Annotated in this window: 15 protein-coding genes; 9 read left to right on the top strand and 6 right to left on the bottom strand. The window is 72.7% G+C overall.

Features of this window, described 5'->3' with window-relative positions; all coding sequences use genetic code 11:
* Positions 1-33 precede the first annotated feature (33 nt).
* The 7 genes from yajC (at position 34) to IEY98_RS24510 (ending at position 7,627) form a co-directional block, all read left to right on the top strand.
* Positions 34-381: a preprotein translocase subunit YajC gene (gene yajC / locus IEY98_RS24540; protein WP_189212998.1), complete on the top strand. Its 348-nt coding sequence runs from the start codon at positions 34-36 to the stop codon at positions 379-381.
* Positions 382-549: 168 nt separating this feature from the next.
* Entirely contained in the window at positions 550-2,337 is a 1,788-nt protein-coding gene (gene secD / locus IEY98_RS24535; RefSeq protein WP_189212997.1) for a protein translocase subunit SecD, read from the top strand.
* Position 2,338: 1 nt separating this feature from the next.
* The gene (gene secF, locus IEY98_RS24530; RefSeq protein WP_189212996.1) at positions 2,339-3,526 is read left to right on the top strand and encodes a protein translocase subunit SecF; all 1,188 of its coding nucleotides are present in this window, start codon (positions 2,339-2,341) and stop codon (positions 3,524-3,526) included.
* Positions 3,523-4,047 (top strand): adenine phosphoribosyltransferase, encoded by a 525-nt coding sequence (locus IEY98_RS24525; RefSeq protein ID WP_229787372.1) that lies wholly within the window; start codon positions 3,523-3,525, stop codon positions 4,045-4,047. Before secF ends, IEY98_RS24525 begins: the two co-directional genes overlap by 4 nt.
* Positions 4,048-4,234: 187 nt before the next feature.
* The gene (locus IEY98_RS24520; RefSeq protein WP_189212995.1) at positions 4,235-6,532 is read left to right on the top strand and encodes a RelA/SpoT family protein; all 2,298 of its coding nucleotides are present in this window, start codon (positions 4,235-4,237) and stop codon (positions 6,530-6,532) included.
* A 47-nt stretch (positions 6,533-6,579) separates the two neighbouring features.
* Positions 6,580-7,446, top strand: a complete 867-nt coding sequence (locus IEY98_RS24515; RefSeq protein ID WP_229787370.1) for a hypothetical protein — start codon at positions 6,580-6,582, stop codon at positions 7,444-7,446.
* Positions 7,430-7,627 (top strand): hypothetical protein, encoded by a 198-nt coding sequence (locus IEY98_RS24510; RefSeq protein WP_189212994.1) that lies wholly within the window; start codon positions 7,430-7,432, stop codon positions 7,625-7,627. Before IEY98_RS24515 ends, IEY98_RS24510 begins: the two co-directional genes overlap by 17 nt.
* A 135-nt stretch (positions 7,628-7,762) precedes the next feature.
* Here IEY98_RS24510 and IEY98_RS24505 read toward each other — a convergent pair whose 3' ends face one another.
* From IEY98_RS24505 to IEY98_RS24485, 5 genes are all read right to left on the bottom strand, one after another.
* Positions 7,763-8,446 (bottom strand): helix-turn-helix domain-containing protein, encoded by a 684-nt coding sequence (locus IEY98_RS24505; RefSeq protein WP_229787368.1) that lies wholly within the window; start codon positions 8,444-8,446, stop codon positions 7,763-7,765.
* Positions 8,443-8,628: a hypothetical protein gene (locus tag IEY98_RS24500; RefSeq protein ID WP_189212993.1), complete on the bottom strand. Its 186-nt coding sequence runs from the start codon at positions 8,626-8,628 to the stop codon at positions 8,443-8,445. The genes IEY98_RS24505 and IEY98_RS24500 overlap by 4 nt, the downstream gene beginning before the upstream one ends.
* Before the next feature lie 103 nt (positions 8,629-8,731).
* Positions 8,732-9,442, bottom strand: coding sequence for a peptidylprolyl isomerase (locus IEY98_RS33185; RefSeq protein ID WP_308425925.1), 711 nt, complete (start codon positions 9,440-9,442; stop codon positions 8,732-8,734).
* On the bottom strand, positions 9,439-10,254 hold the full coding sequence (locus IEY98_RS24490; protein ID WP_229787366.1) for a peptidylprolyl isomerase: 816 nt from the start codon (positions 10,252-10,254) through the stop codon (positions 9,439-9,441). The genes IEY98_RS33185 and IEY98_RS24490 overlap by 4 nt, the downstream gene beginning before the upstream one ends.
* On the bottom strand, positions 10,251-11,126 hold the full coding sequence (locus IEY98_RS24485; RefSeq protein WP_189212992.1) for a peptidylprolyl isomerase: 876 nt from the start codon (positions 11,124-11,126) through the stop codon (positions 10,251-10,253). Before IEY98_RS24485 ends, IEY98_RS24490 begins: the two co-directional genes overlap by 4 nt.
* A 127-nt stretch (positions 11,127-11,253) precedes the next feature.
* On the opposite strand from IEY98_RS24485, the gene IEY98_RS24480 reads away from it, so the two are divergent.
* Together IEY98_RS24480 and IEY98_RS24475 are read left to right on the top strand one after the other, a co-directional pair.
* Positions 11,254-11,964: an MBL fold metallo-hydrolase gene (locus tag IEY98_RS24480; protein ID WP_189212991.1), complete on the top strand. Its 711-nt coding sequence runs from the start codon at positions 11,254-11,256 to the stop codon at positions 11,962-11,964.
* Complete coding sequence (locus IEY98_RS24475; RefSeq protein WP_189212990.1) at positions 11,964-12,599, top strand: hypothetical protein; 636 nt, start codon at positions 11,964-11,966, stop codon at positions 12,597-12,599. The genes IEY98_RS24480 and IEY98_RS24475 overlap by 1 nt, the downstream gene beginning before the upstream one ends.
* On the opposite strand, the gene IEY98_RS24470 is transcribed toward IEY98_RS24475, so the two are convergent.
* Positions 12,571-13,704 carry a YibE/F family protein gene (locus IEY98_RS24470; RefSeq protein WP_308425924.1) on the bottom strand — a complete coding sequence of 378 codons (1,134 nt, stop codon included), beginning with the start codon at positions 13,702-13,704 and terminating at the stop codon, positions 12,571-12,573. The genes IEY98_RS24475 and IEY98_RS24470 overlap by 29 nt on opposite strands.
* Between the last annotated feature and the right edge of the window lie 714 nt (positions 13,705-14,418).

Here is a 14,418-nt window from a genome sequence, read left to right as displayed (position 1 = left end):
CCCGGAGGGAGCGGTTCCGGCGAACGGAGAGACATGGAACAGGCCCTGCTTCCGCTGCTGCTGATCGCCGTGCTCGCGATCCCGCTGATCCTCGGCTCGCGCAGGCAGAAGAAGATGATGCAGCAGCAGCAGGAGCTGCAGAACTCGCTCACCGTGGGCGACCGCGTCATGACCACGTCGGGCCTCTACGGCACCGTCTCCGACATCTCCGACGACGCCACCATCGGCATCGAGATCGCCCCCGGCGTGGAGACGACCTGGCTGCGCCAGGCAGTGCGGGAGAAGGTCGGCCCGGACGTGGAGGACGACGAGGTGACCGACGAGGTCGACGAGGCCACCGCCGAGGTCGCCGAGCCCATCGAGAGCGACAAGCGCAACTGATCCGACCGGTGGTCGCGGGGTGACCCACGCAACACAGGGTTCACCCCGCACCGGGTACGCTGCGCCCTCACCCTGTGCGTTCGGGTGCGGGCGCAGCGGCATGGCGTGACACCCATGCGCGTCCCCAGCGCGCGCACCCGCTAGACGAGTCGAGGAGAACGACCGACCGTGGCACCACCGGCCGGGCAGATCCGCCCAGGACGCTACCTCGCGTTCTTCGTGGCGATCGTTGCCATCCTGTACGCGCTGGTGTTCTTCACCGGCGACCGCAAGCTCACCCCGAAGCTGGGCATCGATCTGCAGGGCGGCACGCGCGTGGCGCTGACCGCGCGCACCGAGAGCGGTGAGCCGCCGTCGCGGGAGTCGCTCGACATCTCCCGGCAGATCATCGAGACCCGCGTCAACGGGCTCGGCGTGAGCGGCGCGGAGGTCGTCCTCGACGGCAACAACATCGTCATCACCGTCCCGGGTGAGAACGGCGAGCGCGCCAAGGAACTCGGCCAGACCGCGCAGCTGCGGTTCCGCCCGGTGCTGAACGCCGTGCCCGCGGCGCCGCAACCGACGGCCCCGCCGACGACCACGGCCCCCGGCGGCACCACCACCGCGCCCGCCACCACCACCCCGGAGCCGCCCGCGGCAGACGGGGCGACCACGACGCCGTCGCCGCAGGGCCGCCCGCTGCCCCTCGCGCAGCAGCCCACGACGACCACGGCCCCGCCGACCTCGACGTCCGGGACGCCGACGGGCGTGGAGGTCTGCGAGAACTACGCCAAGCTGCTGGCCGACGAGGACGCCGACGACGCCGAGGTGATCACCGCGGCCAAGGCGTGCCGCCAGGCGCCCAACCTCGCCCCCAGCCCGGACGGCGCCGCCGCCGACCCGGTGCTGCAGCAGGCCGCGCTGGCCACCCTGGACTGCGGGACCGGCGTCGCCGACCCGCTGGTCGGCAACGACGACCCCAAGCTGCCGCTGGCCGCGTGCGACCAGGACGGCGTCGAGAAGTTCATCCTCGGCCCGTCGTTCCTGGAGGGCACCCAGATCAGCGACGCCAACGCCAACCTCGACCCGCAGGGCATCGGCTACGTCGTCGTCCTCAGCTTCGAGCCCGAGGGCTCGGACATCTGGTCGAAGTACACCGCCTCGCACGTCGGCGAGCGCGCGGCGTTCGTGCTCGACACCGAGGTCGTCTCCGCCCCGACCATCGAGGGCGCCATCAACGGCGACACCACGATCACCGGCGGCGACGGCGGGTTCAGCCAGAGCGAGGCGGGCAAGCTGGCCAACGTCCTCAAGTACGGCTCGCTGCCGCTGTCCTTCGAGTCGTCCGAGGCCGAGACGGTCTCGGCGACGCTGGGCCTGGCCTCGCTGCAGGCGGGCCTGATCGCGGGCGGCATCGGCCTGGCGCTGGTGTTCGTCTACTGCCTCTTCTACTACCGCCTGCTCGGCCTGCTGACGATCCTGTCGCTGGTGCTCTCCGCCGTGATCGTCTACGCGGTGCTGATCCTGCTCGGCCGCTGGATCGGGTTCACCCTCGACCTCGCGGGCATCGCGGGCTTCATCATCGCCATCGGCATCACCGCGGACTCGTTCGTCATCTTCTTCGAACGGTTGAAGGACGAGGTGCGCGACGGCCGCACGTTCCGCTCGTCGGTGCCCAGGGCCTGGGTCCGCGCCCGCCGGACGATCCTGTCCGCCGACGCGGTCAGCTTCCTGGCCGCCGCGGTGCTCTACCTGCTCGCCGTCGGCCAGGTCCGGGGCTTCGCGTTCACCCTGGGCATGTCCACCGTGCTCGACCTGATCGTGGTGTTCCTGGTGACGCACCCGCTGGTCGCGCTCGCGTCGCGGTCGAAGTTCCTGTCCGACCCGAGGCTCTCCGGTCTCGGCGGCGCCCAGCGCTCCGCCGCCCTGCAGCGTTCGGCGCGGGTCGGCGCGACCCCGGCCGTGAAGGAGGTGTGAGGTGAAACGGCACCTCCTGGAAGGGCTCTACACCGGCAACGGCGCCCTCGACATCATCGGCAAGCGCAAGCGCGGCTACATCATCTTCAGCGTGCTGTTCCTGGCGTGCATCGCCTCGATCGTGTTCCGGGGTTTCAACCTCGGCATCGACTTCGAGGGCGGCACCCGGGTGCAGTTCCCCGCGACGAGCGCGGCGGGCCCGATCGACACCCAGCGGGCCGAGGACATCTTCACCGAGGCGCTGGGCAAGGAGCCCGCGTCGGTGCAGACGGTCGGCGCCGGGGACACCGCGACCATCCAGATCCGCTCGGAGGCGCTGACGCCCGACCAGGTGTCCAAGCTCAAGGGCGCGCTGTTCGAGCAGCTCAAGCCGGTGGCGCCGAACGGCACCTCCAGCGAGGCGCTGATCAGCGACAGCGCGGTGTCCGGCAGCTGGGGCGGGGAGATCTCCTCCAAGGCGCTGTGGGCGCTGCTGGTGTTCCTCGCCCTGGTGTCGGTGTTCCTCGCGCTGTACTTCGAGAAGTGGATGGCGGTCGCGGCGCTGGTCGGTCTGTTCCACGACCTGATCGTCACCGCGGGCGTCTACTCGATGGTGGGCTTCGAGGTCACCCCGGCCACGGTCATCGGCCTGCTGACCATCCTCGGCTTCTCCCTCTACGACACGGTCGTCGTGTTCGACAAGGTCAAGGAGAACACCCGCGGCCTGCTCGGCCTGACCAGGCGCACCTACGGCGAGGCCGCGAACCTGGCGGTCAACCAGACCCTGATGCGCTCGATCAACACCTCGCTGATCGCGCTGCTCCCGGTGACCGGCCTGCTGGTGATCGGCGTCGGCCTGCTCGGCGTCGGCACGCTGGCCGACCTGGCGCTGGTGCAGGCGACCGGCATGCTGGCAGGCGTCGTCTCGTCGATCTTCCTGTGCACCCCGGTGCTGGTGGACCTCAAGATGATGGACCCGAAGTACAAGCTGCAGGCCCAGCGGGTCGCGCAGCGGCGGGCGAACATCGAGCGCAGGCACAGCGCCGCCGCTGCCGACGACGTCGACCTGAGCGACGACGACGCCATCGACGCCGAGGTCCGCAAGGAGCGCGCGATGGTCGTCGCGGGCGGCGTCCCGGCCCGCAACCCCAAGGCGGTCGACCAGCGGCGCAAGCCCGGGGGCAAGCCGCAGGGCAAGAAGCGCAAGTGACGGAGGCACTCACCAGGGCGCTCGCGCTCATCCGGGAGGTCCCCGACTTCCCCGAGCCGGGCGTCCTGTTCCGCGACCTGACCCCGATGCTGGCCGACGGCCCGGCGCTGCGGGCCGTGGCCGAGGCGCTGGGGGCCGACCTGGACCCCGAGGTGACGACCGTCGTCGCCGTCGAGGCCAGGGGCTTCCTGTTCGGCGCGGCGCTGGCGGCCGTGCACGGGCTGGGCGTGGTTCCGGTGCGCAAGGCGGGCAAGCTCCCGCTCGTCGCCGACCGCCAGACCTATGAGCTGGAGTACGGCACGGCGACGCTGGAGCTGCCCGACGGCGGGCTGCGGCTGGCCGAGAAGGTGATCGTCGTCGACGACGTGCTGGCCACCGGCGGCACCCTGGCGGCGGCGTGCGACCTGGTCGAGCGGGCGGGCGCGCGGGTGGCCGCGACGCGGGTCGTCGTCGAGATCGCCGCACTGGCGGGCCGGGAGCGGCTGACCGGCAGGGACACGGGCGCGCTGCTGACCGTCTAGGCACGCCGAGTGGTCGTTCGCGACCAGCCGAACGGAACATTTCCGGCCTCTGGGCGTGTGATCCGGGTCCTTCGCAGCGGGCCTCCCGGTTCGCCCAGGTGAACGGAGTTATCCTCGGTATCCGGGTCACACTCGTGGCCCGGAAGGCCGAGCGCCCCCGGGCGTGGCGAGCTTGCCGGGAGCATGGGTGACACACGACGTGGGAATCGCGGCGGAGACCGACTCCTCGCCCGCGGGCCGCGAGCCATCGGCCACCCGGCGCGTCCGGGCCCGGCTGGCCCGCCGGATCACCGCGCAGCGCGCCGCGCCGGTCAAACAGGTGCTGGAGCCGCTGGCGGCGGTGCACCGCGAGCTGCACCCCAAGGCCGACCTCGCCCTGCTGCAACGCGCGTACGACGTCGCCGAGGAGATGCACCGCTCGCAGCGGCGCAAGTCCGGCGACCCGTACATCACCCACCCGCTCGCCGTGGCCACGATCCTGGCCGAGCTGGGCATGGACACCACGACGCTGGTCGCTGCCCTGCTGCACGACACCGTCGAGGACACCGAGTACTCCATCGAGCGGCTGCGCGGCGACTTCGGCGACGAGGTCGGGCACCTGGTCGACGGCGTCACGAAGCTGGACAAGGTGCAGCTGGGCTCCGCCGCGGAGGCCGAGACCATCCGCAAGATGGTCATCGCCATGGCCCGCGACCCCCGGGTGCTGGTCATCAAGCTGGCCGACCGGCTGCACAACATGCGCACAATGCGCTTCCTGCCGCCGGAGAAGCAGGCCAAGAAGGCCCGCGAGACGCTGGAGGTGTTGGCCCCGCTGGCGCACCGGCTGGGCATGGCCACCGTGAAGTGGGAGCTGGAGGACCTGGCCTTCGCCATCCTGCAGCCCAAGAAGTACGACGAGATCGTGCGGCTGGTGGCCAACCGCGCGCCGTCGCGGGACACGTACCTGAAGAAGGTCGTGACCGAGCTGAGCAAGCACCTGGAGCAGTCCCGGATCGGGGCGCGGGTCGAGGGCAGGCCGAAGCACTACTACTCGATCCACCAGAAGATGATCGTCCGCGGCCGCGACTTCGACGACATCCACGACCTGGTCGGCGTGCGCATCCTCGTCGACGACGTGCGCGACTGCTACGCGGCGATGGGCGTCGTGCACGCGCTGTGGCAGCCGATGCCGGGCCGGTTCAAGGACTACATCGCCCAGCCGAGGTTCGGGGTGTACCAGTCGCTGCACACCACCGTGATCGGGCCGGACGGCAAGCCGCTGGAAGTGCAGATCCGCACGCACGAGATGCACCGGACGGCGGAGTACGGCATCGCCGCGCACTGGCGGTACAAGGAGACCAAGGGCACCCACTCCGGCGTCGACGTCGACGAGATGGCCTGGATGCGCCAGCTCCTCGACTGGCAGCGCGAGGCCGCCGACCCCGGCGAGTTCCTGGAGTCGCTGCGCTACGACCTGGCCGCCCGGGAGATCTTCGTCTTCACGCCCAAGGGCGACGTGGTCACCCTGCCCGCGGGCTCGACGCCGATCGACTTCGCCTACGCCGTGCACACCGAGGTCGGGCACCGCTGCATCGGCGCGCGGGTCAACTCCCGGCTGGTGGCGCTGGAGCGCAAGCTGGAGAACGGCGAGGTCGTCGAGATCTTCACGTCCAAGGCCGAGGGCGCGGGCCCCAGCCGGGACTGGCTGGACATCGCCGCGTCGCCGAGGGCCAAGGCGAAGATCAAGCAGTGGTTCGCCAAGGAGCGCAAGGACGAGGCGATCGAGTCCGGCAAGGACGCCATCACCAAGGAGGTGCGCCGCGTCGGCCTGCCGATGCAGCGGCTGGTGTCGGTGGACTCGGTGGCCGCCCTGTCCCGCGAATTGCGCTACCCGGACGTGGGCACGCTGTACGCGGCGATCGGCGAGGGCCACATCTCCGCCCGGCACGTGGTGCAGCGGCTGGTCGCGCTGCTCGGCGGCGTGGAGCACGCCGAGGAGGAGCTGGCCGAGCGGTCCACGCCGTCGACCATCACCCGGCGCCGCAGCACCGGCGACGCGGGCGTCATCGTCAAGGGCGCCTCGGACGTCTGGGTGAAGCTGGCGCGCTGCTGCACGCCCGTCCCCGGCGACGACATCCTCGGGTTCGTGACCCGCGGCGGCGGGGTGAGCGTGCACCGCACGGACTGCACCAACGCCGACGACCTGCTGCAGACGCCGGAGCGGCTGCTGGAGGTGGAGTGGGCGCCCTCGGAGTCCTCGGTGTTCCTGGTGGCCATCCAGGTGGAGGCGCTGGACCGGCACCGGCTGCTCTCGGACGTGACGAAGGTGCTGGCCGACGAGCGGGTCAACATCCTCTCGGCGTCGGTCACGACCTCGCGGGACCGGGTCGCGGTGAGCCGGTTCTCCTTCGAGATGGGCGACCCGAAGCACCTCGGCCACGTGCTCAAGGCGGTCCGCAGCGTGGAGGGCGTGTACGACGTCTACCGGGTCACGTCGGCGTCCTGACCGTTTCGTTCAAGCGTGCGGTCCGGGGCGCGGCCTAGGTTTGCCTGGTGTCGATTACCGCTGCTGAGACGTTCCTCTTCACCCACGCGCGGCTGCTGGACCGGCGTCGGTTCGCGTTCCTGTTCGGGTCCGGCGACGCCGAGCCGGTCGTGCGCGCGCTGGACGCGTACCGCAACCCCGACGGCGGCTACGGGCACGCGCTGGAGCCCGACGGCCGGGGCGCGGACAGCCAGCCGCTCGCCGCGCTGACCGCCGTGTCGGTCCTGCGCGAGGTCGGCGCCCTCGACGCGTTCGCGCCCGCGATCGCCGATCACCTGGCGGAGATCAGCGACGCCGACGGCGCGGTGCCGTTCGCCGTGCCCGCGGGGGAGTACCCGCACTCGCCGTGGTGGCAGGCGTCGACCGAGGGCGCGCTGCTGCCGACGGCCAACCTGGCGGGCGCGCTGGCCGAAGTCGACCATCCCTGGGTGGCCCGCGCGGCCGACTACTGCTGGCCCCGGATCGAGGCGCTGGCCTCGTCGCACCCGTACGAGGTGCGGGGATGCCTGGAGTTCCTGGAGGGAGCGCCCGACCGCACGCGGGCCCGGGCGGCGGCGGACCGCCTCGGCGAGCTGGTCCGCTCGTCCCGGATGGTCCGGCTCGGCTCGGACATGGGCGAGACGCCGCAGGGCTACACGGTCGCGGAGCTGCCGTACCCGCACGAGTACGCCCCAACGCCGAATTCTCTCGCCGCGTCGTGGTTCTCCGCCGCGGAGATGGCCGAGAGCCTGGACGCGCTGACGGCCGAACGCGGCGCCGACGGCGGCTGGCGGCCGCGCTGGCTCATCTGGACCCCGGTGGTGGAGCACGAGTGGTCGGGCCCGGTGACGATCGAGGCGCTCAAGACCCTGCGAGCGCATGGACGAGAGCTGTGAGCGGGGCCTGAGCGAGGTCCCGGACGTCGCGGGCGAGGTGGGTTGGTCGGCGTGCCCGGCCGCGGGCGGTGGTTGGTGGCTGTGCTGGCTCATGGGGGCGCCGGTGGTGGAGCACGTGTGGTTGGGCCTGGTGACGATCGAGGCGCTCAAGACCCTGCGGGCGTATGGACGAGAGCTGTGAGCGGGGCCTGAGCGAGGTCCCGGACGTCGCGGGCGAGGTGGGCCTGGTCGGCGTGCCCGGCGCGGGCGGTGGTTGGTGGCTGTGCTGGCTCAGTGGTGGAGCACGTGTGGTTGGGCCTGGTGACGATCGAGGCGCTCAAGACTCTGTGGGCGCATGGACGAGAGCTGTGAGCGGGGCCTGGGCGAGGTCGCGGACGTCGCGGGCGAGGTGGGCCTGGTCGGCGTAGCCTGCCCGGGCGGCGACGTCGGTGAACCGCAGGCCCGCGCGGGCCAGTCGGAGGGCGCGCTGGAAGCGCAGGACGCGGTGCAGGGTCTTGGGGCCGTAGCCGAAGGCGGCCAGGCAGCGTCGGCGCAGTTGGCGTTCGCCGTAGCCGACGGCGTCGGCGATGTCGCGCACGCGGCCGGTCTCGGCCAGCAGGCGCACCCGGGCGGCCAGCGGGTCCGGCGCGGCGGGGGCGGCCAGCAGGAGGATCCGCTGGGCCTCCTCCGCCGTCGCTCCGCGCAGGCGCTCGGTCAGCGCCTCCGCGGCCTGCCTGGTCCAGACGTCGGCCAGGTCGGGGCGGCCGTCGCGCAGCGCGTCGGCGGGGACGCCGAACCCGGCCGCTCCCGGGAGGTAGCGGACGCCGACCAGGCGCCCGGGCGGCAACGTGGTGGTGTGCGCGGTGGTGTCGGGTCCGGCCACGAACAGCCGGTCGGCCGCCGCGTGCCACATCAGGTCCGTGCAGCCGTCGGGCACCACCCGGCCGCCGGGGCCGTCGACGTCGACCGACCACAGGCACGCCACGCCGGGGACATCGACCCGCAGCTCCCGGTAAGTCACCCCGGCAGTGTCGCAGCGCCCACCGACACGGCCCACCGGGCGAGCGGCATGACCCGCCCGGTGCTCGGCGTCAGCAGCTGCCGCAGCAGCCGCAGCCGGGGCCGGAGCAGTTGCTGCAGCCGCAGCCGCAGCCAGCGGGCCGGACAGACTTTGCGCGGGGACGAGTGCTCATCGCGGGTCACCTCTCGTGCGCGGTCAGTGACCTATACGCTACTCGCTATATATCGAGGTAGGCAGCGGACGAAAGCGGGACAGGCGGTCCCCCGGACGGCCCAAGCCCCGATCTCAGGCGGCGAGGGCCTTCTCGATGGTCACCGCGACCGCGGGCGCGCCGTCGCGGCCGCCGCCCGCCACCCCGCCCTCGGCGATCTTGTCCAGCACCGCGAGGCTCGCCTCGTCCAGCGTCGCGAAGACCGCGTAGGTCGGAGGCAGCGTCGAATCGGCGTACACGAGGAAGAACTGGCTGCCGCCGCTGTGCGGCTCGCCCGTGTTGGCCATGGCGACGGTGCCGCGCGGGTAGGTCACGTAGCCCGCCGTGCTCGCGGGCTTGAGGTCCGTCGGGTTCTCGTCCGGCAGCGTGTAGCCCGGGCCGCCGGAACCCGTGCCGGTCGGGTCGCCGCACTGGAGCACGGACAGGGTCTCGGCCTTGGTCATGCGGTGGCACGGGGAGCCGGTGTAGAAGCCGGACGTGGCCAGGTGCGAGATGCTCGCCGTGGTGCACGGCGTCGCGCGCGACATCGCCATGGTGATCTCGCCGTGGTTGGTCAGCAGGATCACCACGTCCGGGGCGGCGACGCCGGACGGCAGGCCGACGTCCCTGCCGTCCGCCGGCGGGTCCTCGGGGGTCGGGCGGTAGTCGCAGGACGCCGAGGTGGTGGCGACCGTGGTCGTAGTCGCGGTTGTCGCGGCGGACGCCGCGGCGCTGTCCGGAGTGGGCGCATCACAGCCCGCCGCGCAGGCCAGCAGCGCGACGGCCATGACGACCCGCACGCTCACGCGACCTCGACGCCGCTGATCACGACCTCGGCCGAGGGCTTGCCGTCGCCCGGCATGCCCTCGGAGACCGTGCCCGCCTTGGCGATCTCGTCGACCACCGCCATGCTCGCGGCGTCGATGCTGCCGAAGACGGTGTAGTTCGGCGGGATCTCGCAGGCGCCGTAGACGATGAAGAACTGGCTGCCGTTGGTGCCGTTGCCGTCCGCGCCGGTGCCCGCGTTGGCCATGGCCAGCATGCCGCGCCCGTACTCGAGTTCGGGGAACACCTCGTCGTCGAAGGTGTAGCCGGGGCCGCCGCTGCCCGTTCCGGTCGGGTCGCCGCACTGCAGGACCTGCAGCGACTCCGCCGTCGTCAGGCGGTGGCACGTCGTGTCGTCGTAGTAGCCCTGCTTGGCGAGGCTGACGAAGTTGTTCACCGCGCACGGGGCGAGCGCGCGGTCCAGCGTGACCGCCACGTCGCCGCCGCCGAGCGCGATGGTCGCGGCCGCGGTGCCCTGCGCGGACACGCCGGTCGCGGGCGGGGCGTCGACGTCCTTGGCCGGTGCCGCGCCCTGCTCCGTCCGGTACTCGCAGTCGACCTTGGCCGGGAGCGCCGTGGTCCGCTTGGGCATCGGCGCCAGCTCCGTCGGGATGCTCGCCGGGACGTCCACGTCGCCCGCGGGCGCGGTGCTCGTCGTGGTCCTCTCGGTCGTGGTCCGCTCGGTGGTGGACCCCGACCCGCTGGCGCTGCCGGACACGGTGGACGCGCAGGCGGTCAGCGCCGCCGCGCCGCAGAGCAGCGCGGCGGCCAGGCCGACCCGGGGCGCGATCACGCGATCTCGACCGCGGTGATCGCCACCTCGGTCTTGGGCTTGCCGTCCCCGGGCATGCCCTGGGAGATGGTGCCCGCCTTGGCGATCTCGTCGATCACCTTCATGCTCTCGGCGTCGATGCTGCCGAAGACGGTGTAGTCCGGGGGCAGCTCGGCGGAGCCGTAGACGATGAAGAACTGGCTGCCGTTGGTGCCCTCGCCCTTCTTGGTGCCGCCCGCGTTCGCCATGGCCAGGATGCCGCGGCCGTACTTGATCTCCGGGAAGGTCTCGTTGTCGAAGACGTAGCCGGGGCCGCCGCTGCCGGTGCCGGTCGGGTCGCCGCACTGCAGGACCTGCAGGCCCTCGCCGGTGGTCAGGCGGTGGCAGGGGGCGTCGGCGAAGTAGCCCTGCTTGGCCAGGCTCACGAAGCTGTTCACGGTGCACGGCGCCAGGGCGCGGTCCAGCGTTGCCTTCACGTCGCCCGTCGAGAGCTTGATGGTGGCCTGCACGGTGCCCGTCGCGGACACGTCCGCGGTCGGCGGGGCGTCGACCTCCTTGGCGGGCTCGGCGCCCTCCTCGGTGCGGTACTCGCAGGTCGTCGTCGCGGGCAGCGCCTTGGGCCGCTTGGGCACCGCCGCCAGCTCCGTCGGGATGCTCGCGGGCACGTCCGGCGTCGCCTCGGGCGCGGTGGTGTCGGTCTGCGCCGCCGGGTCGGTGGTGTCGTCGCCGCCGATCGTGGTGAGCCAATAGATCAGCCCCACGACGAGCACGACGCCGATGACGGTGGCGCCGACGGCGAAGATGCGCCGCTTCTTGGCGCGCTCAGCCCGGCGGACCATCTGGCGTTCCAGCTTCCGCTTCGCCGCTTCCCGGCGCTGCTGGTTGGTCGGCACCTGGCACCCTCCCGTGACGTGATCCCTGGCAGGCGCGCAGTCTAGGGGGCACCGGGGTAAGAACAGCGTGGGAGGTCGCCCCGACTAGGCTCGCGCGGAGAGGAAATCGGCTCCCGGAGGTCCGCCCGTGCTCGTCGTCGGCTTCCCCGCCGGTGCTTTCCAGACCAACTGCTACCTCGTCGCCGCGGGCGAAGGGGCGCCCTGCGTGATCGTCGACCCAGGTCAGGAGGCCGAGGCGGGCGTCGCGGAGGCGATCGCCAAGTACCGGCTGTCCCCGGTCGCGGTCGTGCTGACCCACGGCCACCTCGACCACACGTTCTCGGTGACGCCGGTCTGCGACGGCAACGACATCCCCGCCTGGATCCACCCCGAGGACCGCGCGCTGCTGTCGGACCCGATGCTCGGGATGAGCAAGGAGGCCGCCGCGTTCTTCGGCGAGCTGGCGATGCGCGAGCCCGCCGAGGTCCGGGAGATGACCGACGGCGCGGAACTGGACCTCGCGGGCCTGACGCTCACCGTCGACCACACCCCCGGCCACACCCGGGGCTCGGTCACCTTCCGCACCGCGACCGAGGAGGGCGGCGAGCTGATGTTCGCGGGCGACACCCTCTTCGCCGGGTCCATCGGCCGCACCGACCTGCCCGGCGGGTCGATGGCGGAGATGACCGAGTCGCTGCGCACCAAGATCCTCCCGCTGCCCGACGACACCGTGGTGCTGCCCGGGCACGGCCCGGCGACCACGATCGGCCGCGAGCGGGCGAGCAACCCGTTCCTCACCGGCATGATCGACCTGTCCGACCCGGGGTCGGCGCACCGCGGCCGGGGCCGGGGCATCTGATGGAGGCCGTCCCGCTCAGCGTCCCGACCCGGCAGACCCGGCGCGGCTGCGCGACGGCGGTCGTCGCCCTGCTCGGCGTGGGGGTCGGCGCGGTCGTCGGGCTGGTCGTGGGGCTCATCGCGGGGTCGACGGCCGGTTTGACCACGGGTCTGGTGACCGCGGCCGTGCTGGTGGCCGTGTTCCTGCTCGTCTCGTGGGCCGCCGGGCGCAGGCGGCTGACGCTGGAGGGCACGACGGTCGTCGCCCGCACCATCGGCAGCAAGTCCGTCGACCTGCGGCACGCCGACCGCATCGAGCTGCTGGTCAGTGACGTGCGCGGCATGCGGACGGTCAGCGTGCTGGTCGCGCAGGGCAGGCGCACGATCAACATCACGCTGGCGGTGTACGCCGGGACCGGCGGGCGCGAGCTGGGCATCCTCGCGCTGCGCAGGCTGGCCGACGCGATGGCCGCCAGCGAGCACTCGGCGGGCCTGGTGTTCTCCCAGCTCCTGGTCGCCCAGCTGCGGGCGGAGGCCAAGGGCGAGGCCGCGCCGGAGCGGCCGCTCTACCAGCTGGCGGCGGCCGCCCCGCAGGGCAAGCTCGCCCAGCGGCTCAGCGGCGACGCCGTCACCCGGTTCGTGGCGTCGCTGGACTGACCTCGCGCACGGCGACCAGGGCCGCCAGCGCGGTCGTCACGGGCACGGCGGCCACGAGGCCGATGCTGCCCACCAGGGTCCGCACGATCTCCTGGGCGATGTCCTGGGACCCCAGGATCGCGCCTGCGCCGACCCCGGAGACCGACGAGTAGAGCAGCAGCGGCAGGGCGGCGCCCGCGTACGCCATGACGAGCGTGTTCACCGCGGAGGCGACGTGGTCGCGGCCGATGCGCACCCCGGCGGCGTACAGCTCCCGCCATCCCAGGGACGGGTTGGCCGCGCGGAGCTCCCACACGGCGCTGGTCTGGGTCACGGTCACGTCGTCGAGCACACCCAGGGCGCCGATGACGATGCCCGCCAGCAGCAGCCCGCGCGTGTCCACCTCGCGCCCGAGGACGCCCACCAGCGTCGCGGTCTCCTCGTCCAGCCCGGTCAGCGCCGCGAACGCGGAGAACAGGGCGCTGAGCGCCCCGATCAGGGCGAGGCTGACCATCGTCCCGAGCACCGCGGTCGACGTCCGCGCCGAGAACCCGTGCGTCAGGTACAGGACCGCGAACATGATCACGCCTGCCGCCGTGATGCCCACCAGCAGCGGGTTCTCCCCGCGCACGATGGCGGGCAGCACGAAGACGACCAGCACCCCGATGCTCACCCCGAGCGCGGCGAGCGCGGACAGCCCCTTCCACCGGGCCAGCGCGATGACCGCCATCGCGAACACCGCGGCCAGCAGGACCAGCGGAAACCCGCGCTGGAAGTCGACGACCTGGTAGGACTGCCCGCTTAACGGCTCGCCGCCGTTGTAGGCGAGCACGACGTCGTCCCCCACGGCGAAGCGGGGGGTGCTCGGCTCCAGCGGCACGGTGGTGCGGATGTCGCTACCCGCCGCCGCCCCTTCGGTGAGCTGGACGGTGAGCGTGAGGCAGTCGGTGCCCCCCACGTCCCCCTCGGAGCACGGCCCCGCCTGCGCGGCCGTCACGGTCCCGTCGACCGGGGTCAACCCGGAACTGCTGACTGCGGGCGCGTCCCCGGTGGGGAACAACACCACCAACCCCACCAGCGAGGCCAGGGCGAAGGGGGTGAGGAGGATGGCCAGCAGCTGCCGCACGCGAGTGGACGCCGGAGTGGCCGGTCCATGGCCGTGTCCGTGCCCGGTGGGCAGGGGAGGGGAGTCCGCCCCCCGTTCCTCGTCGTCGGCAGGCTCACCAGGAGCCTCGGCGCCCGCCGGACGTGCCGCAGGGCCGGAGCGTCCCGTGGCCCGGCGCTGAGGCGATTCAGCAGCCCCGCCCGGCGCGGGCTCGGAGGAGCCGCTTTCGTCCCATCGGTTGCCGGGCGGTTCTGCGCCGGGCCTGTGCGGTGGGGGTTGGGCGGCGCTTTCGAACCAGTCGCTGGCAGGCGGCTCGCCGGCTGACCTGCGCGGGGCGGGCTCGGACGAACTGCCATCAGACCAGCGGCTGGGCTCTGCGCCGGGCCCTTGCCATGGGGGTTCGGAGCCGCCTTCTGCCCAGCCGGGCGGTTCGGCGCCGGACGGGGGTTGGGCAGCGCTTGCGAACCAGCTTCCAGCGGGTGGTTCGCCTGCTGGCCCGCGGGGCGGGGGTTCGGGCGAGCGGTCCTCGGGCCAGTGGCCGGTGGGTGGTTCCGCGCCGGGTGTGTGGGGCGTGGGTCCGGAGGTGCCGCCGTCGGACCAGTGGGTGGCCGAAGGGCCGGCGGCTGGTCCACGCGCGTGCCTGCCTCCGCTGCGCTGCTGACCGCCAGTCGCGTGCTGGCCGCTGGTGGGGTGTGTGCCGCTTGTCGGCTGCGGGCCGCCGGTGGAGTGTGTGCC

The sequence above is a fragment of the Actinokineospora fastidiosa genome, from assembly GCF_014648415.1.
Taxonomy (GTDB): Bacteria; Actinomycetota; Actinomycetes; order Mycobacteriales; family Pseudonocardiaceae; genus Actinokineospora; species Actinokineospora fastidiosa.
The sequence above is the reverse complement of the archived record's forward strand: the minus strand, read 5'-3'. Positions and strand labels throughout refer to the sequence as shown.